The sequence below is a fragment of the Deltaproteobacteria bacterium genome (assembly GCA_016875395.1).
In the GTDB taxonomy this organism is placed as follows: domain Bacteria; phylum Myxococcota_A; class UBA9160; order UBA9160; family UBA6930; genus VGRF01.
In genome coordinates, this window is record VGRF01000002.1 from 181,476 (window position 1) to 199,208 (window position 17,733).

Annotated in this window: 19 protein-coding genes; 11 read left to right on the forward strand and 8 right to left on the reverse strand. The window is 69.2% G+C overall.

Annotated elements, in window-relative coordinates; all coding sequences use genetic code 11:
• Window positions 1-80: 80 nt before the first annotated feature.
• The 3 genes from FJ091_02605 to FJ091_02615 all read right to left on the reverse strand — a co-directional run bounded on the left by FJ091_02605 (window position 81) and on the right by FJ091_02615 (window position 2,395).
• A complete protein-coding gene (locus FJ091_02605; protein ID MBM4382239.1) occupies window positions 81-749 on the reverse strand; it encodes an endonuclease/exonuclease/phosphatase family protein in 669 nt (222 codons plus the stop codon).
• Between the two features lie 108 nt (window positions 750-857).
• A complete protein-coding gene (locus FJ091_02610; GenBank protein ID MBM4382240.1) occupies window positions 858-1,523 on the reverse strand; it encodes a DUF374 domain-containing protein in 666 nt (221 codons plus the stop codon).
• Complete coding sequence (locus FJ091_02615) at window positions 1,520-2,395, reverse strand: EamA family transporter (GenBank protein ID MBM4382241.1); 876 nt, start codon at window positions 2,393-2,395, stop codon at window positions 1,520-1,522. The genes FJ091_02610 and FJ091_02615 overlap by 4 nt, the downstream gene beginning before the upstream one ends.
• A 316-nt stretch (window positions 2,396-2,711) precedes the next feature.
• On the opposite strand from FJ091_02615, the gene FJ091_02620 reads away from it, so the two are divergent.
• The 9 genes from FJ091_02620 (at window position 2,712) to FJ091_02660 (ending at window position 9,450) form a co-directional block, all read left to right on the forward strand.
• Window positions 2,712-3,620, forward strand: coding sequence for a protoheme IX farnesyltransferase (locus tag FJ091_02620; protein MBM4382242.1), 909 nt, complete (start codon window positions 2,712-2,714; stop codon window positions 3,618-3,620).
• Window positions 3,621-3,630: 10 nt separating this feature from the next.
• Window positions 3,631-4,068 (forward strand): DUF420 domain-containing protein, encoded by a 438-nt coding sequence (locus FJ091_02625; GenBank protein ID MBM4382243.1) that lies wholly within the window; start codon window positions 3,631-3,633, stop codon window positions 4,066-4,068.
• A gap of 238 nt (window positions 4,069-4,306) precedes the next feature.
• Window positions 4,307-5,008: a c-type cytochrome gene (locus tag FJ091_02630; GenBank protein MBM4382244.1), complete on the forward strand. Its 702-nt coding sequence runs from the start codon at window positions 4,307-4,309 to the stop codon at window positions 5,006-5,008.
• A 128-nt stretch (window positions 5,009-5,136) separates the two neighbouring features.
• On the forward strand, window positions 5,137-5,862 hold the full coding sequence (locus FJ091_02635; GenBank protein MBM4382245.1) for a cytochrome C oxidase subunit II: 726 nt from the start codon (window positions 5,137-5,139) through the stop codon (window positions 5,860-5,862).
• Between the two features lie 18 nt (window positions 5,863-5,880).
• The gene (locus FJ091_02640) at window positions 5,881-7,578 is read left to right on the forward strand and encodes a cbb3-type cytochrome c oxidase subunit I (GenBank protein MBM4382246.1); all 1,698 of its coding nucleotides are present in this window, start codon (window positions 5,881-5,883) and stop codon (window positions 7,576-7,578) included.
• Window positions 7,579-7,611: 33 nt separating this feature from the next.
• On the forward strand, window positions 7,612-8,181 hold the full coding sequence (locus FJ091_02645; protein ID MBM4382247.1) for a cytochrome c oxidase subunit 3: 570 nt from the start codon (window positions 7,612-7,614) through the stop codon (window positions 8,179-8,181).
• Window positions 8,182-8,188: 7 nt separating this feature from the next.
• Entirely contained in the window at window positions 8,189-8,602 is a 414-nt protein-coding gene (locus FJ091_02650; protein ID MBM4382248.1) for a hypothetical protein, read from the forward strand.
• A gap of 36 nt (window positions 8,603-8,638) precedes the next feature.
• The gene (locus FJ091_02655; GenBank protein ID MBM4382249.1) at window positions 8,639-9,238 is read left to right on the forward strand and encodes a cytochrome c oxidase subunit 3; all 600 of its coding nucleotides are present in this window, start codon (window positions 8,639-8,641) and stop codon (window positions 9,236-9,238) included.
• 2 nt (window positions 9,239-9,240) lie between these two features.
• Window positions 9,241-9,450 (forward strand): hypothetical protein, encoded by a 210-nt coding sequence (locus FJ091_02660; GenBank protein ID MBM4382250.1) that lies wholly within the window; start codon window positions 9,241-9,243, stop codon window positions 9,448-9,450.
• A 49-nt stretch (window positions 9,451-9,499) separates the two neighbouring features.
• Here the strand turns inward: FJ091_02660 and FJ091_02665 are convergent, their stop codons facing one another.
• The 4 genes from FJ091_02665 to FJ091_02680 form a co-directional block, all read right to left on the reverse strand.
• Window positions 9,500-9,832, reverse strand: a complete 333-nt coding sequence (locus FJ091_02665; GenBank protein ID MBM4382251.1) for a YdbL family protein — start codon at window positions 9,830-9,832, stop codon at window positions 9,500-9,502.
• 39 nt (window positions 9,833-9,871) lie between these two features.
• The gene (locus tag FJ091_02670) at window positions 9,872-10,054 is read right to left on the reverse strand and encodes a YnbE family lipoprotein (protein ID MBM4382252.1); all 183 of its coding nucleotides are present in this window, start codon (window positions 10,052-10,054) and stop codon (window positions 9,872-9,874) included.
• A gap of 79 nt (window positions 10,055-10,133) precedes the next feature.
• Complete coding sequence (locus FJ091_02675) at window positions 10,134-12,347, reverse strand: YdbH domain-containing protein (GenBank protein MBM4382253.1); 2,214 nt, start codon at window positions 12,345-12,347, stop codon at window positions 10,134-10,136.
• 7 nt (window positions 12,348-12,354) lie between these two features.
• The gene (locus FJ091_02680; GenBank protein MBM4382254.1) at window positions 12,355-14,991 is read right to left on the reverse strand and encodes a leucine--tRNA ligase; all 2,637 of its coding nucleotides are present in this window, start codon (window positions 14,989-14,991) and stop codon (window positions 12,355-12,357) included.
• A gap of 58 nt (window positions 14,992-15,049) precedes the next feature.
• Between FJ091_02680 and FJ091_02685 the strand changes: the two genes are divergently transcribed.
• Both FJ091_02685 and FJ091_02690 read left to right on the forward strand, forming a co-directional pair.
• Entirely contained in the window at window positions 15,050-15,868 is an 819-nt protein-coding gene (locus FJ091_02685) for a kinase/pyrophosphorylase (protein MBM4382255.1), read from the forward strand.
• 251 nt (window positions 15,869-16,119) lie between these two features.
• On the forward strand, window positions 16,120-17,079 hold the full coding sequence (locus FJ091_02690; GenBank protein MBM4382256.1) for a D-glycerate dehydrogenase: 960 nt from the start codon (window positions 16,120-16,122) through the stop codon (window positions 17,077-17,079).
• A gap of 14 nt (window positions 17,080-17,093) precedes the next feature.
• Here FJ091_02690 and FJ091_02695 read toward each other — a convergent pair whose 3' ends face one another.
• The gene (locus FJ091_02695; GenBank protein MBM4382257.1) at window positions 17,094-17,633 is read right to left on the reverse strand and encodes an O-acetyl-ADP-ribose deacetylase; all 540 of its coding nucleotides are present in this window, start codon (window positions 17,631-17,633) and stop codon (window positions 17,094-17,096) included.
• Window positions 17,634-17,733 lie beyond the last annotated feature (100 nt).

Below are 17,733 nucleotides of genomic sequence, written 5' to 3' on the forward strand. Positions count from 1 at the left end.
AGAAGCGCGTGGCATGCGGCCGTGCGAGTGGAGCTCGTTGACGCGGGCGACGGGGATCGGGTCGTGTCCGCGGCGCTGCTCTACGTCTCGGAGACGAGGTCCACCACGACGGCCGAGTGATCGCTGCCGCGCACCGGCACGACCTGCACGTTCGCCGCGAGCACGCCGGCGCCGAGCACGTGGTCGATCCGTAACAAGCGCGGCGCGCCGGACCACGGTCCCCACGTCCGCATCGGAGTCTCGCGGCGCAGCTCGGCATGCTCGAGCGCGAGATCGGGGATGCGCGAAGCGAGCGCGCGGTAGACGGGCCAGAGCGGCGTGGCGTTGAAGTCGCCGCACACGATGCGCGCCGTTTCGGGCGCGGCCTCGAAGTGCGGGAGCAGCTGCGCGATCTGCTCGCGCCGCAGCGCGAGCGAGCGCCAGGGCGGGAAGACGTGGGGCGCCTGGATGTGCAGGTTGATCAGCTCGAGCTTCGCATCGAGCTCGGGCCAGTCGCGCGGATCGAGCTCGGCGCGGTGCGCGTCGCGCTTCGGCAGCGCGATGCGACTCGGCGCGAGCGGCCGGCGCGCGGCGATGCCCATGCCGTCGTGATCGTGCTTCGTCGCACCCGGCTCGAGCTTGCCGTGCGGGAGCACGCGCGCGATCGCAGCAGCCTGTTGCGCGCCGAGCTCCTGGAAGCACGCGACGTCGACGCGCAGCGCTTCGAGCTGTTCCGCGAGCGCGACCGGATCGGCGGCTTCACTCCACAAGTTCGCGGTGAGCAGGCGAATCGATCCAGCAAGCGGCGCTTCGCCGCGCGCAGCGAGGGGGAGCCGAGCGGGGTCAGCACGGAGTCCGGGAGCAAGGGCAGGCATTCGTCAGGGGCTCGCGAGTCGTTCCTGTGCGGCGTGCAGCGCGCGATTCAGCTCGTACGTGAGCCGGGCGCGCGCAGCCTCCAGCGCCGCAGCGTCCGAACTTCTCGGAATTTCGAGCGCGGCGCCGTAGTGCAGCTGCACGCGCGCGAACGGGCGCGGAAGCAGCGCGCGGTCCCAGCTGCCGAGGCGCGCGGCCGGACGCGCGGCGATGCCCACCGGCACTAGCGGCACGCCCGTGGCCTCGGCGAGTGCGAGCACGCCGGGCTTCAGCTCGAGCGCGGGGCCGCGCGGGCCGTCGGGCAGCACGCCGCCGCTCTCGCCCGCGCGCACGCGGCGGATCATCTCGCGCAGGAGCGCGCTGCCGCCGCGTGAGCTCGAGCCACGCGGCGAGCGCGCGAAGCCCATGCGCGCGAGGAAGCCCTGCGCGAGCTCGCCGTCGCGGCTCAGGCTGAGCGGCACCCAGAGCCCGCGGTCGCGCAGCACGAATGCGGCAACGAGCAGACCTTGGTGCCACGTCACGAGCACGAACGGAGCTCGCGCGGGCTCGGCGCCGGAGCGCTCGACGCGCCAGGTCGCGCCGAGCGCGCGCACGCCCCACGCAGCGAGCGCGCCGAGCACCGCGCGCTGCACTCGCGCGAGCGCGGAATCGCCGCGCGGCGCCGCGCTCACCCGAACACCGCGATCAGCGCCACGCCCACGACCGTCAGCGTCGCGCCCGCGAGCCGCTGCGCGCTCGGCTTCTCGCCGAGGAAGCGCATCGCGATCAGCGCGGCGAACAGCACGGAGAGCTGGCGCACCGCGACGACGTAGCTCGCGCTCGCGGTCTGCAGCACGTGCAGGATCAGGCCGTAGCCGACGACGCCGCCGACGATCGAGAACAAAACGCGCCCCGGCGCCGCGCGGCCCGCCTCGAACACCGCGCGCGCGCCGACGCGCTGCAGCGTCAGCGGGAAGCGCACCGCGCCGCCCGCGAGCACGGTGAACGCGTACCACGCGAGCGCGCGCGGCAGCGCGCCGCGCCAGTCGAGCGCGGCGAGCTCGGCCATCGCGAACTTGTCGGTGAGCGAGTACGCGACGGTGGTGGTGAGCGTGAGCCACGCGTACACGAGCTCGGGCGCGAAGAGGCGGCGCAGCGCGAGCGCGTCGCCGTACACGAGCCACACGCCGCCGACCACGATCGCGATGCCGAGCGCGCCGAGCTCGGTGACGCTTTCGCCGAGCGGAATCGCGACGAGCGGCAGCAGCGCCGGCGTGGAGCGGATGATCGGGTACACGCGGGTCAGCTCGGCGCGCGCGTAGGCGAGGCTCATCCAGTAGCCGTAGAGCCCGTGCGCGAGACCGGTCGCCGCGAGCAGCCACCAGACGGCGGGCGTGAGATCGCGCAGATCGACGAACGCGAGCGCGACGAGCGCGAGGGGGACCTGCGCGGCGTGCTCGGCGGCGCCGAACGCGAGCGGGTCGCGCGCGCCCTTGATCGCAGTGCTCCACGCGGCGTGGAGCACTGCGCTGGCGAGGACTAGGGCCAGGTCGGTGGGGGTCATGGGGTGTTGGGGCGTGCGGGGCGTGGTGCCTCGGCGGGGCCTCGCCAGCTCTAGCCCGGTTTACTCCGCATCAGGCTCGAAGACTCGCCCGATGCTGCGCGCTTCGCTTGCGGTCTCGGCCGACGTGGCTGGGAGTTGCGTGCGACTTCGAGGTTGTTCTGGCGTGGCGGTGGCGCGGGGCAGGCGAGCCGTCGAAGACTCGGCTCGCGGAGGTGGAGGGCTCGCCGTCGAGGACTCGGCTCGCGGAGCGTGCGGGGCTCGCAAAGCGCGGGGCTGCGCGTAATTCTTGGCGCCTTCGCGTCGGAGCGTCCCCCCAATGAGCGCAGCTTCTGTGCATGGTTCTGCGCGCTCGTTCGCTCGCACGGTCGGGAACTACGTTGCGCTGACGAAGCCGCGGATTCTGCCGCTCGTGATCTTCACGGCGCTGCCGGTGTTGTTGATGGCGCCGCAGCGGCCGGGGTTCGCGGAGAGCCTCGCGGTGCTCGTTGCGATTTCGCTCGCGGCTTCGGCGGCGAACGCGCTCAACATGTACGTGGAGCGCGACCGCGACGCGCTGATGGAGCGCACGCGCACGCGCCCGCTGCCCACGGCCGAGATGGCGCCGCGCGCGGCGCTCGTGTTCGGGCTCGCGCTGTCGGTGCTCTCGACCCTCGCGCTGCAGCTCATCGCGGGCGCGCCGGCGGCGCTGCTCGGCGTCGCGTCGATTCTGTTCTACGTGTTCGTCTACACGATCTGGCTGAAGCCGCGCACGCCTTACAACGCGGTGATCGGCGGCGCCGCGGGCGCTGCAGCGCCGCTGATCGCGGACGCCGCGGTGAATGGCAGTGTCGGCTGGCCGGGCCTGCTGCTGTTCTCGATCGTGTTCTTCTGGCAACCGCCGCACGTGTGGGCGATCGCGCTCTACCGCAAGGGCGACTACGCCGCGGCGGGCATTCCGATGATGCCCGCCGTCGTCGGCGACGAGCGCACGCGCTGGCGGATGCTCTGGTACACGCTCGGCCTCTTGCCGGTGACGATCCTGCCCGCGCCGCTCGGCCTGCTCGGTCCCATCTATCTGAGCGCCGCGGTCGTGCTCGGCGCCTGGTTCACCTGGGTCGGCGTGCGACTCATCCGCGAGCGCAGCGACGCCGCGGCGCAGCGCGTGTTCCGCGTGTCGCTCGCGTACCTCGCGCTGCTGTTCGTCGCGATGCTGGCGGACCTGCTCGCAGCGCCGCTGCTCGCGTAGAGCGGCCGCGGTGGACCTCTCGTCGCTGCCCGCGGTCAACGCGTCGCTGAACGCCGTCGCGACCGTGCTCTTGATCCGCGGCCGCATGCTCGTGAAGCGCGGCCAGGTCGAGGCGCACCGGCGCACGATGCTCGCGGCGTTCGGCGTCTCGAGCCTGTTCCTCGTCTTCTACGTCGCGCACAAGGCGGCGCGCTCGTTCGAGAACACCACGTTCAACGCAGAGGGCGCCGCCAAGACCGCGTACCTCGCGCTGCTCGCGAGCCACGTAGTGCTGGCAGCCTGCGTGCCATTTCTTGCGCTCGCGCTGATTCGCTTCGGCCTGCGCGGAGAAATCGCGCGCCACCGCAGTCTCGCGCGCATCGCGTGGCCGATCTGGATGTACGTGTCGATCACCGGCGTCGCGATCTACGTCCTGCTCTACCACCTGAATCCGCCGCTATCGCGCTGACTTCGCTCGCCTACGGCACGCTGCGCTTGCGTTCTCAGCGAGGAGAGGCTTCTCGCCTCGGCGAGAACGCCGAGATCGCGCGCAAACGGCCCGTTTCGCACACGTTTTCCGCGGCGCATCCCTTGAAAATCGAGGGGGGTCACCTCAAACTGCGCGCGCTTCTCGGCGGGCGCGCCGCTGTGATTCGATGAGTCCGCCGCGCGCGTGCGCCTTCGAGAACACGCGTGCAAGGATCATCATGACGTTCACTCGCTCGCTCGCAGTCTGCTTCATCGCAGGCGCACTTCTCGGTTTCCCCACGCTCGCGGCTGCGCAAGAGGCGAACGTGGCCCACGGAGCCAAGCTGTTCACGCTGTGCGCTCAGTGCCACGGCAACGCAGGGGAGGGCAATCAAGCGCTCGGCGCGCCTGCGATCGCCGGCATGCCTGCGTGGTACGTACAGGCTCAGGTCGTGAAGTTCTCGAACGGCCTGCGCGGCAAGCACTTCTACGACCGCGAGGGCCTGCGCATGCGGCCGATGTCGCTGTGGCTGATCGCGGCTGCTCGCGCCGATCGCGTCGCGAAGGGCGAGGCGCCGATCTCGAGCGAGGTCGACGCGAACATTCGCGATGTCGCCGCCTACGTCGGCGCGATGCCGGCGACGAACCCGCCGCCTACGATCGAGGGCGGCAACGTGGCCGCGGGCGAAGCGCAGTGGGCACTATGCGGCTCCTGCCACGGCATGCAGGGCGAAGGCAGCGAGCCGCAGAGCGCGCCGCCGCTCGTCGGACAGAGCGACTGGTACCTCGTCGCCTCGATGAAGAAGTACAAGGCGATGACGCGCGGCTACGACGGCCCGAACGATCCGTTCGGCGCCACGATGGCGGGCATGTCGAACGTGCTCGCCGACGACCAGGCCGTGAAGGACGTGGTCGCTTTCATCTCGACCCTCAAGAAGTAGGAGCCCCACGATGGCGAACCCGCTGAAATCGCCCGAAGAGCTCGTCTCGAACTCGTTCTGGCTGACGATGGGCGGCCTCGCGGCGTGGATCGCGGCGGCCTTCTACATCATTTTGAACTGAGGCCCGTATGGACTTCATCGAGTCGATTCTCCAGCTCGACATCTTCAACTTCACCGGCCTTCCGGCGCTCTCGAGCTACGCGAAGAGCATCGACGGCGTGATCGGCTGGGTCACGGTGCTCGTCGGCTTCTGGTTCATCCTCACCGAAGCGGTGTTCTTCTACTTCATCTTCAAGTACCGCAAGCAGAACTCGCCGAAGGCCGCCTACATCACCGGCGAGGAGCCGGAGCTGCACAAGTGGATCAGCCGGCCGCACGCGGCAGTGCTCGTGTTCGACGTGTTCATCGTCGTGATCGGCATTTCGGTGTGGCACGACGTGAAGCTCTCGCTGCCGCCGGAACCCGTGCCGCACATCAAGGTCGTCGCCCAGCAGTGGGCGTGGAGCTTCGTGCATCCGGGCCTCGACGGTCAGCTCGGCACAGACGACGACATCAAGAGCGTCGACGATCTCCACATCCAGGCGAACCAGCAGTACGTGTGGGAGCTCGAGTCGCGCGACGTGCTGCACAGCTTCTCGGTGCCGGCGATGCGCCTCAAGCAGGACGCCGTGCCCGGCCGTGTGATCAAGGGCTGGATGGATGCGAACGCGGTCGGCACGTACGAGATCCAGTGCGCGGAGATCTGTGGCATCGGCCACGGCCTGATGCCCGCCAAGATCCACGTGCAGGACGCCGCCACGCACACGGCTTGGATGCAGGCGAACGCGCCCGTCGCGCGGATCGCGGCGAACTAGTTAGGGACGAGGCACACCATGGCCCACGCAGTCGAGCACGCTCACGGTCAGGACGATCACGGCCACCACGAGCAAAGCTTCTTCATGAAGTATCTGTGGTCCACCGACCACAAGATGATCGCCATGCAATACCTGTTCACGGGCATGTTCATGGCGCTGATCGGCGGCTTCTTCGCCTACGTGTTCCGCATGCAGAACGCGTTTCCCGGCATGGACGTGCCGGGCTTCGGCATGGTGACGCCCGCCGACTACAACATGCTCGTCACCAACCACGGCACGATCATGATCTTCTGGGTCGCGATGCCGGTGTTGGTGGCCGCCTTCGGGAACTTCTTGATCCCGCTGATGGTCGGCTGCGACGACATGGTGTTCCCGAAGCTGAACCGGCTCTCGTATCAGATCTTCCTGCTGTCGGCGATCGTGCTGATCGCGAGCTTCTTCGTCGAAGGCGGCGGCTTCGGCGGCGCGTGGACGGCCTATCCGCCGCTCTCGGCCGTGGGGAACTTCAACCTCACGCCGATGGGCTCGACGCTCTGGGTCGTGGCGGTCGGCCTCGAGTTCGTCGCGTTCTTGTTAGGCGGCATCAACTTCATCACCACCGCGATGAACTCGCGCGCGCCGGGGATGAAGCTCTACGACATCCCGATCGTGGTCTGGACGATCGTGATCGCGTCGATCCTGTTCATGGCCTCGGTCGGCCCGCTGATCGCCGGCGCGATCATGCTCGTGTTCGACCAGAACATCGGCACCGGCTTCTTCGATCCCGCGAAGGGCGGCGACCCGGTTCTTTGGCAGCACCTGTTCTGGTTCTTCGGCCACCCCGAGGTGTACGTCGTGCTGCTGCCCGCGATGGGCATCGTGGCCGAAGTGATGTGCGTGTTCGCGCGCAAGAAGCTGTTCGGGTACCGCACCGTGCTCTACACGATGTTCGGCACGGGCATCCTCAGCTTCACGGTGTGGGCGCACCACCAATTCATCTCGGGCATCGACCCGCGCATGGCGAACGTCTTCACGATCACGACGCTGATGATCTCGGTGCCGATCGCGGAGATGTGCTTCGTCTACATCGCCACTCTCTACAAGGGCTCGATCACGCTCTCGACGCCGATGCTGTGGGCGCTCGGCTTCATGGCGACGTTCCTGATCGGCGGCGTGACCGGCATCTACCTCGGCACCGCCGGCAGCGACATCTACTTCCACGACACGTACTTCGTGCTCGCCCACTTCCACTACACGTTCTTCCCGATCGCGATCATCGGGACCTACGCGGGCGTGACGATGTGGTACCCGAAGATGTTCGGGCGGATGCTGGACGAAACGCTCGGCAAGATTCACTTCTGGCTGACGATCATCCCGTTCAACTGCATCTTCATCCCGCTCTTCTTACTCGGCCTGTTCGGTGAGCACCGCCGCATCTACAGCTACGAGCTCTTCGACGACCTCTGGAAGTATCAGCCGGTGCGCGAGTTCGCGACGATATCGCTCGTCATCATGCTGCTCGCGCAGCTGATCTTCATCTACAACTTCTTCAAGAGCATGAAGAGCGGCGCGGTGGCGGGGCCGAACCCGTACAACGCCAATACGCTCGAGTGGCAGTGCCCGTCGCCGCCGCCGCACGGCAACTTCGCGGAGCTGCCGAACTGCTACCGCGGCCCGTACGAGTACAGCCATCCGGACCGCAAGGAAGACTTCTGGCCGCAAAACCAGCCGGCCTAGTCGTCCTCACCTGTTAGGGGAGATCGAACTCCGATGACTCCGATTGCAACGTCGCGCAGCGTCACGGGAGTGCCGACCGGCACGCTCGCCGTGTGGTGGCTGCTCGCCTCCGAGATCGTGATCTTCGGCGGCGTCCTCTGCTCGTACATCATGCACCGCCTCTCCCACGACTGGTGGGCGAACGAAGCGGCGGCGACGAACGTGTGGATCGGCCTCACGAACACGTTCGTACTGCTGACTTCGAGCCTGTTCGCAGTGCTCGCGCACGCGGCGGCCGAGCGCGGCGACGGCAAGCTCGCGGCACGCCGGCTTTGGTACACGATCGGCGGCGGCGCGATGTTCCTCTGCATCAAGGCCTACGAGTGGACGATCGAGATCACCCACGGCATGACGATCTCGTCGAGCTCGTTCTGGGCGTTCTATTACACCGCGGCCGGCATCCACGCGTCGCACGTCATCGCCGGGATGATCGCGATGGCCGTCGTCGCGGTGGACGCCGCCAAGGGCAAGTACCTGCACCGGGTCGAGAACGCCGGGATCTACTGGCACTTCGTCGACCTCGTCTGGATTTTCCTCTTCCCGCTCCTCTACATCGCGAAATAGGTGACGCATGTCTGACCAGGCGCACGCCGATCACGACGCACACGCGGATCACGAGAAGCACTACTTCCGGGTCTGGGTGCTCCTGCTCGTGCTGCTGATCATCAGCTTCCTCGGCCCCATCGTGGGCGTCGCACTGCACGACCGTGGCGCAATCTCCACCTCGCTGGCGCGTAACATCACGCTGCTGACCGCGTTCGGAATCGCGATCTACAAGGCTTGGCTGGTGGCGAAGAACTTCATGCACGTGACCGTTCAGCCCAAGTTCGTCATGTACATGCTCGGTACGGTGCTCGTGTTCATGCTGCTCTTCTACGCCGGCACGGCGCCCGACGTGATGGAACACGAGGGCGCGAACTGGGTGAAACCGAGCCCGCACGGTGTGATTCCCGAGCGAGCGCTGAACCCCGAAGCGCACCACTAGGCGCGCATCGGCCTTCTCCCCCGGGAGGCCCACAACATGCAGAGCCGTACCGGTACCGGCGTCCCGCTGCGCGTCATCACCGAGACGCGGCCGCAGCCCGCGATTCCGAGCGCCGTGCTCGGCATGGGCATGTTCGTCTTCAGCGAGGCGATGCTGTTCGCGGGCCTGATCAGCGCGTTTTCGATCGCGCGCGCGGGTTCGCTGCTCGGCTGGCCGCCGCCGGGGCAGCCGCGGCTTCCTGCGGAGGAGACCGCGATCAACACCGCGGCGCTGCTCGCGTCGGGCATCGTGCTCTGGTTCGCGGGCCGCGCGCATCGCAAGGAACAGCGCAGCGCGGCCAAGCCGATGCTCGCGGCGCTCGCGCTCGCCTCCTTCTTCGTGCTGTTCCAAGGCTTCGAGTGGGCGCAGCTGCTCTCGCAGGGGCTGCGCATGACGTCGAGCCAGCACGGGGCGTTCTTCTACCTCGTCATCGGCATCCACGCGCTGCACTGCGTCGCTGCGATCCTCTCGCTCGGCTGGGCCTACCGCCGCCTCCGCACGGGCGTGCTCGCCGTGAGCACCTTCCAGGCCGTGCGCGTGTTCTGGTACTTCGTGGTCGGCCTCTGGCCGCTGCTCTATTGGCAGGTTTACTTCTAGCCATGCGCAAGCTTCTCACCGCCGCCGCGCTCATCACGCTGCCCGCGCAGCAAGCGCTGGCCTGCGCCGTGTGCTTCTCCGGCCGCGACGAGAGCCGCATCGCATACCTGATCACCACGCTCGTGATGACTGCGATGCCGCTCATCGCGCTGGGCGCTGGCATCTGGTGGGTGGTGCGCAAGGCGAACGCGCCGAGCGACGCCCCCAAATAGAGACGCCGGCGGGCGTGAGCCGCGCCGGCGCACCTCCGAGTCGGCGTCGCTACGGCTTCTTGGTCCAGCCGCCTCCGTTGTCGACGTACTGCCCCGATGCGGCCCCGGCGACGAGCTTCTGTCCGGCGAGCATCGCGACCGCCTCGACCGGCGCGCCGTTGCGCTTCGCGATCTCCTCGTAGTGTGCGCGACGCTTCGCATTCACGTCGGCGACGAGCGCCTTCACTTCCTTCGAGGGTTCGTCCTTCACCGCGGCGACGTAGCCGTCCGCGCGCTCGCCGATGGCGCCCTTCGCGCGCGCCTCGTCGAGGTCGAGCGCGAGCACGGGCAGCGCGATCGCGAGAAAGAGCGCGACGAGCGAGAACTTCTTCTTCGTGGTCATGTCAGCCTCCGAGCGTGAGCGAATTCCGGGAGCGTTTCGTCAGAAGATGCCCGGCTCCGCCTTGAACAGGTCATCGAGCTCCTTGTCCACCTTGATGCGGATCTCGTGCTCGATCTTGATGTTCAGGTTGATCGTGATCGGCTCCTCGGCCCTCACGTTCACGTTGTGCGTGCAGCCCGCGAGCAGTGCGGCGAGGGCGGCGACGACGATCGCTCGTTTCATTGCTTCTCCGTTGCGAGCGCTTTGAGCGCTTCGAGAACCGATTCCGGCGCCGTCGTCCCGGTCAGCTCAGCGGTTTGCATCATCGCCTGCAGCAGACTTGCCGGAGATCGACGTTCACGTTGAGTACGACGGGGCGGCCCTTCTGATAATTCGGGTTGCGCCCCTTCACTTGAATCTTGACGTCGAGCCTATCGGCCGCGTCGCCGTTCAGCGTGAGCGTGAGCTCGTCGTAGTGAAGGTCCGCCAGCGCCCCGAGCACGGGCGAGATCGCGGGCTGCTTCTTCACGAGCGCATCGGCGCCGGCCCCGGACGTGAATCGCACGACGCCGTCGCCCGTCGCACGCAGCACGCCGTTCTCGATGCGCGTGTGCTCGCCGGCGACGCGCACCGGGATCACGCCTTCGAGGATGCCCGTGCCGCCGAGGCCCTCGAAGTCGAGCGCCTCGAGCATTTTCTCGAGCTGCACGCCGCTCGCGCGCAGCTCGGCGCGCTGTTCCTCGGCCTGGAGGTCGATCTCGCCCTCGAGCGTGAGCTTGCCTCCCGCGAGCTCCCACTCGCCGCGCTCGATGCGCAGAATCCCGTCGCGGCGCAGCTCGAAGCGCACGGTGCCGGCAGCGAGTGGAACGCCGACATCGGCGCCGCTCATGAACAGCAGCTGGCCCGGCGGCGTCACGAGCGGATCGGGCTCGGTCACCGAGATCACGCCCATCAGGCCGCGCAGCGTGCCGTGCACCGTGCGCAGATCGAGGCCGTTCAGGGCGACCAGCGCGCTCGCGCCGAGCGTGTCGTTCTCGTAGGAGGCGAGCGCTTCGCCGCCCAGCTTGCCCGCCGCGCCTGTAATGACTCCGGCGAGGAACGGAAACACGCGCTGTAGCTGGCGCGTCTTCGGCGCGACGTCCGTCTCGGCGAGGACGATGCGCAGCTCGAGCCGCTCGCGTGCGGGCTCGAGCGCGCCGCTCCAATCGAACGTGAAGCCGTCGCCGGGCGTGAGCGCCTTGCCGCGAATCGCGAGTCGATCGAGCGGGCCCGCGACGCTGGCCTCGACGCGCAGTGGCGCGATCAGCGCGGGCTGCGACAGCTCCACGAGCTTCGCGACGGCGATGCCGGCGCTCAGCTCTTCCGCGGCCCAGCGCGCGTCCACCCTCACGCCATCGAGCCGCGCGAGCTCGGGTGCGAGCGCGCGCGGCGCCTCGACGTGCGCGGTGAGCGCGCCGCCCGCGGCAAGCTGCGCCTTCACGTGCGCCTCGGGCGCCCGTAACCGCTCGCCCAGCGCGATCTCGCGCAGCGCGAGGTCTGCCTCCGCACTCGACGCGTCCGCCGCAAAGCGCGCGTTCACCTCCGCACTCGCGACGCGCGCGAGGCCGGGCAGCTCGATCTCGCGCGCGGATGCCGTCGCTTCGCCCGAGTCTCCCGCGAGACGCGCCTTCACGCTGGCCTCGCCCGCGCGCAGCGTGTCGTCCCACGCGAGGCCGTTCATGGCGAGCGTCGCCTCGCCCGCGATCACGCCCGCCGCATCGCGCGTGCCGGCGCCTTCCACCGCGATCGGCTCGCTCGCGCTCACGCCCGTCGACTCCGCGGGCATCACGCTCCCTGAGAACTCGACGCGCAGCTCGGCGAGCGTCCCCATCGCGCGCACGAGGCCGTCCGCGCGCCCCCACGGCGTCACGCCGCCGAGGGCGCCGGCCGCGGCGATCTCCTCCGATGCGAGCCCGTACGTCGCGCCGCCGCCGAAGTCGATCGCGCCCTGCGGCGACTCGCCGTGCAGCGTGAGCGTCGCGCGCACGGTGTCGCCTTCCGGCTGCGCGCTGCCGTCCGCGCGAACGCGGAGCGTCCCTTGCGGCGACTCGATCACCGCCTCCGCGTCCTCGAGCTGCGCTTCGAGGAACGGCAGCGCGAGCGGCTCGTCGCCGGCGCTCTCGGGCAGCGATGCGATGAGCGTGTCGATCGCGCCCAGCTGCACGCCCTTCGCGTCGATGCGCGCGCGCAGGCGCACGCCGCGCAGCGTGATCGAGTCGACGCGGCCGGCGCGAATGCCCTCGCGCGACCACGCGAGCGCAGCGTGCTCTAGCGCGAGATCGGGCGCCGCACCCAGCCTCACGCCAGCGATCTCCGCCCCGCGCAGATCGAGGCGCTCGACGCGCAGCTGCGCGGGCACCCCGCGCGCCGCGAGCTCGCGCAGCGCGAGCCACTCGGCCAGCGCGCAGCGTTGCCACCAGGCGAGCGCGACGCAGATCGCAGCTGCTCCCAACAAGCCGAGCGCCGAGAACGCGGCGATGCGTGCGCCGCGCTTCACGCGAGCTTCACCCGACCACGTTCACGAGCCGGCCGGGAATCACGATCACCTTCTTCGGCGCGCGCCCAGCGAGATGTCTCGCGACGTTCGGCGCCGCGAGCGCTGCTGCGCGAATCGCGTCCTCGCTCGCGCCCGCCGCCACCTCGATCGTGTCGCGCAGCTTCCCGTTCACCTGCACCGGCAGTTGCACCGTGTCGGCCACGAGCAGCGCCGCATCTGCGACCGGCCACGCTTCGAGGACGACTTCGCGCCCGTGCCCGAGGCGCGCCCATAGCTCGTCGGCGAGATGCGGCGCGAACGGCGAGAGCATGCGCAGGAACGCCTCGCCCGCCTCGCGCGGCAGCGGCGCGTCCTTCGCGATATCGCGCGCCCACACCATCAGCTTCGCGATCGCGGTGTTGGGCTGCACCGCGTCCATGTCTTCCGTGACGCCGGCGATCGTCTGAGCTGTCAGGCGCGCCTGCTCGGGCGTGCCCATGCCCGGCGCGAGCGTGCGCGTGGGCTCGCCCGCGGCGTCCTCGTCGACGAACAGGCGGTAGCTGCGCTGCAAGAAGCGCAGGCAGCCAGGAATGCCGTCGGTCGACCACGGCGCGCCTTTTTCGAGCGGTCCCATGAACAGCTCGTAGAGCCGCATCGAGTCCGCGCCGAACTCGGCGATCACTTCGTCGGGCGAGACGGTGTTGCCGCGGCTCTTCGCCATGCGCTCGATCACTTCCTCGAGCGGCAGGTCGTCGATCGTCGGGTGAAGCGGCGTGCCGTCCGGCGCGCGCCGAATCTGCTGGAGCTTCACCCAGCGCGCCTTCACCTCTTGCCCCGTCGCGACGGCGGTGGCTCGCTCACCCTCGAGGCGCACTGCCGAAGCGGGGAACACGCGCGGCTTCACGCTCGCGTCGTCGCTCAGATTGTCGTCGTAGTAGCGATAGCTGTATCCGAGGATCTGCCCGGGATTGAGCAGCTTCGCGAACGGCTCTTTCGTGTGAACGAGACCGCAGTCGTAGAGCACCTTGTGCCAGAAGCGCGAGTAGAGCAGGTGGAGCACCGCGTGCTCCGCGCCGCCGACGTAGAGGTCGACCGGCAGCCAGTAGCGCTCGGCTTCCTGCGACCACGCTGCCGAGTTGTTACGGGGGTCGGCGAAGCGCAGGTAGTACCAACAGCTGCCCGCCCATTGCGGCATCGTGTTCGAATCGCGGCGAGCGCGCTTTCCGGTGGCGGGGTCGGTCGTCTCGATCCACGCCTTTGCACGCGAGAGCGGCGTCTCGAACTCGCCCGTCGGCCGGAAGTCGTCGAGGTCGGGCAGCATCACGGGCAGGTCGGACTCGGGCACGAGCTTGGTCGTGCCGTCCTCGAGATGAATCACCGGGAACGGCTCGCCCCAGTAGCGCTGCCGGCTGAACAGCCAGTCGCGCAGCTTGTACGAGACCGTGCCCTCGCCGAGCCCGCGCTCTTGCAGCCACGCCGTGATCTTCTTCTTCGCGTCCGCGGTAGCGAGGCCGTCGAGCAGCCCCGAGCTCACCGCGACGCCGTCTTCCACGAACGGAGCGCGCTGCACGTCACCGCCGCGCACCACCTCCACGATCGGCAGAGAGAACCTCTTCGCGAACGCCCAATCGCGCTCGTCGTGGCCTGGCACCGCCATGATCGCGCCCGTGCCGTACGTCGCGAGCACGTAGTCCGCGATCCACACGGGAATGCGCGCGTCGTTCACGGGGTTCGTGGCGTACGCGCCGGTGAACACGCCCGTCTTCTCGTCCGCGTCCGCCATGCGCGAGCGCTCGCTCTTGCGCGCGGCCTCCGCGACGTACGCGTCGACCGCGCCGCGCTGAGCCGGCGTCGTGATCGCCGCAACGAGCGGATGCTCGGGCGCGAGCACCATGTAGGTCGCGCCGAACAGCGTGTCGGGGCGCGTCGTGAACACCTCGATCGACTGCTTCGAGTGGTCCGGCAGCGTGAAGCGCACGCGCGCGCCCTCGGAGCGCCCGATCCAGTCGCGCTGCATTTTCTTGATGTGCTCGGGCCAATCGAGCTCGTCGAGATCGCTGAGCAGCCGCTCGGCGTAGCTCGTGATGCGCAGCATCCACTGACGCATCGGCATGCGCACGACGGGGTGCCCGCCGCGTTCGCTCTTGCCGTCGATGACTTCTTCGTTGGCGAGCACGGTCCCCAATGCCGGGCACCAGTTCACCGGCACCTCAGCGAGGTACGCGAGGCCGCGCTCGTACAGCTTCGAGAAGATCCACTGCGTCCAGCGGTAGTAGCCGGGATCGGTCGTGTCGATCTCGCGGCTCCAGTCATACGAGAGGCCGAGCGACGCGAGCTGACGCTTGTAGTTCTCCGTGTTGCGCTTCGTGGTCGCGGCCGGATGGGTGCCGGTGTTGATCGCGTGCTGCTCGGCGGGAAGCCCGAACGCGTCCCAGCCCATCGGGTGCAGCACGTTGAAGCCGCGCATGCGCTTGTACCGCGAGATCGCGTCGGTCGAGATGTATCCCTTGGGATGCCCGACGTGGAGCCCTTCGCCCGACGGGTACGGGAACATGTCGAGCACGTAGTACTTGGGCTTCGCGAGGTCGATCTCGACCTTGTAGGTGCCGCGCTCGGTCCAAAGGCGTTGCCAACGAGATTCGATCGATTTCGGGTCGTACGGCATCGACCGAAGTTGACTGCCGAGAAATGCAGCGTCAACGCGACGCGGCTAACAAGTCGTGATGGCGCAGGCGAACGATCAGATCGAGATCTTCCTGCTCTCGGACGGCACGGGCGAGACCGGAACGCACGCGGTGCGCGCCGCGGCGACGCAGTTCCAGCGCCGCTTCCGCCTGCGCACCTTCGCCGAGACGCGCCACGACTCGCAGGTGCGCCGCATCATGGAGCGCGCGAAGGAAGCGGGCGCGCTGGTGGTGTTCACGCTCGTGAACGATCGCCTCAAGGAAACGGTTCGGGCGATCGCGCTCGAGATGGGCGTGCCGGCGGTCGACCTGCTCGGGCCGCTGATCAACGCGATGTCGCATCACTACGCGCTCTCGCCGCAGCATCTGGTGGGCGTGCTGCACGGCTTCGGGGACGAGTACTTCCGCCGCGTCGAAGCCGTGGAGTTCGCAGTGCGCCACGACGACGGCGCGAACCTGCACACGCTGCACCAGGCCGACATCGTGCTCGCGGGGGTATCGCGCACCTCGAAGACGCCGCTCTCGATGTACCTCGCCCAGCGCGGCTACAAGACCGGCAACGTGCCGATCGTCCCGGGGATCGAGCCGCCACGCGAGCTGCTCGAGATGGATTCGCGCAAGGTGATCGGGCTGATCATCGAGCCGAACCCGCTGCTCGAGATTCGCAAGGCGCGCATCCGCCAGATCGGCGCGTCGCCGTACACGACCTACGCCGAGCCCGAAGCGGTGGCCGAGGAGCTGCAGCGGGCGCGGCGGCTCTTCAACTCGCGGCAGTGGCGCAGCGTGAACACGACGGGCAAAGCGATCGAAGAGAACGCCGCGCGGATTCTCGAGTTGATGTATGGGAGCGCGGCCTGAGGGAGATCTCGGTGACCGCGAGCGCGGGGCGGGCGGCCCGCTGCGCCGGATGGCTCGCCCGGCCGGCTGCAACGCTCGATCCCGACAAGTAGGGCCGGGCTGCGCTTGATTTCGGCTCCGCCGGCCCGCCCGCCGCGCCCGCTCGACACCGAGATTCGCGTCGCGGACCGGTTGCCGCTCGGGCAGCTCTGTGAGAATCCCGCTTGCTGGGGAGGGAAGAGGGAGATGGGAAACGGAGGCGTGCGGGGGTGGTGAGTCGGCCGTTCGTGTTTGCGACGCGGGAGCTGCCGGGGGCGCCTTGGGAGGAGCTGCGGGCGGTGGCGGAGCTGCGCGTTTGGGATGGGGAGGATGCGCCGGCGCGGGAGTTGTTATTGGCGGAGGCGGCGCGAGCGGAGGGGCTGGTCGTCACGCTGGTGGATCGCGTCGATGCGCAGCTGCTCGCGGCGGCGCCGCGGCTGCGCGTCGTGTCGACGTGCTCGGTGGGCGTGGATCACATCGACGTCGCGGCGTGCAGCGCGCGCGGGGTGCGCGTGGGTTACACGCCGGGCGTGCTCACCGACGCGACGGCGGACCTCGCGTTTGCGCTCTTGCTGGCGGCGGCGCGGCGCATTCCCGAGGCGGATCGCTTCGTGCGCGCGGGGCGCTGGGTGAAGCCGTGGGAGCCGAGCTTGCTTTTGGGGAAGGAGCTGGCCGGCGCGACGCTCGGCGTGATCGGCCTCGGCGCGATCGGTGCAGCGGTCGCGCAGCGTGCGCGCGGCTTCGGCATGCGCGTGGTCGGCTGGACGCGCAGTGGGCGCGGGGCGCCTGGCGTCGAGAGCGTGCGCGGGCTCGACGCGCTGCTCGCGCAGTCCGATGTCGTGAGCGTGCACGTCGCGCGCACGCCGGAGACGCTCGGGCTCCTCGACGCGCGGGCGTTAGCGCGCATGAAGCGCGGCGCGATTCTGGTGAACACCGCGCGCGGCGGGATCGTGGACGAGCGCGCGCTGTGCGAAGCGCTCGCGAGCGGTCAGCTCTCCGCCGCCGCGCTCGACGTGTTCGCGCGCGAGCCGCTGCCTCCCGACTCGCCGCTGCTCGCGGCGCCGAACCTCGTGCTCGCGCCGCACATCGGCAGCGCCACGCGCGAAACACGCGCGCGCATGGCGCAGCTGTGCGTGAGCAACCTCGTGGCGGCGCTGCGCGGGGAGGTGATGCCGAGGTGCGCGAATCCGTGAGGAGGCTCCAGGGCTCAGCAGGCGCCATCGCCTTCGATCGCCGCGCTGAGCACTTCCTCCATCGCGGCGTCGAACGCCACGAGCGTGACTTCGCGGAGCTGTTCGTGCTGGGCGAGTGCGTGCGAGATCGTGCTCGACGCGATCTGAGCGGCGCGCCGCACGGGAAAGCGATAGACGCCGCAGCTGATCGCGGGGAACGCGATCGTCTCGACGCGGTGGTCGAGCGCGAGCTGCAGCGAGCTCCGATAACAAGCGCCGAGCAGCTCGGCTTCGCGCGCGCCGCCGCCGCGCCAGATCGGGCCGACCGTGTGGATCACCCACTTCGCGGCCAGCCGGGACGCGGGCGTGATGCGCGACTCGCCGGTGGGGCAGCGCACGCCGGGCCGCAGCTCGGGCACGCTGCGGCACGCGTCGCGCAGCTCACGGCCTGCCGCGCGATGGATCGCGCCGTCGACGCCGCCGCCTCCGAGCATCAGCTCGTTCGCGGCGTTCACGATCGCATCGACGCGGAGCGTCGTGATGTCTGCCCGCAACACTCGCAGCCGTGCGTTCATTCGTTCGCTCCGCCCGATCCACGTTCGCACGCTGCGCCAACCATGTCCGCGGCGACGCGACCTCGGAGCCGAGTGACACCCGTGCGGCACGCCTGTCTCG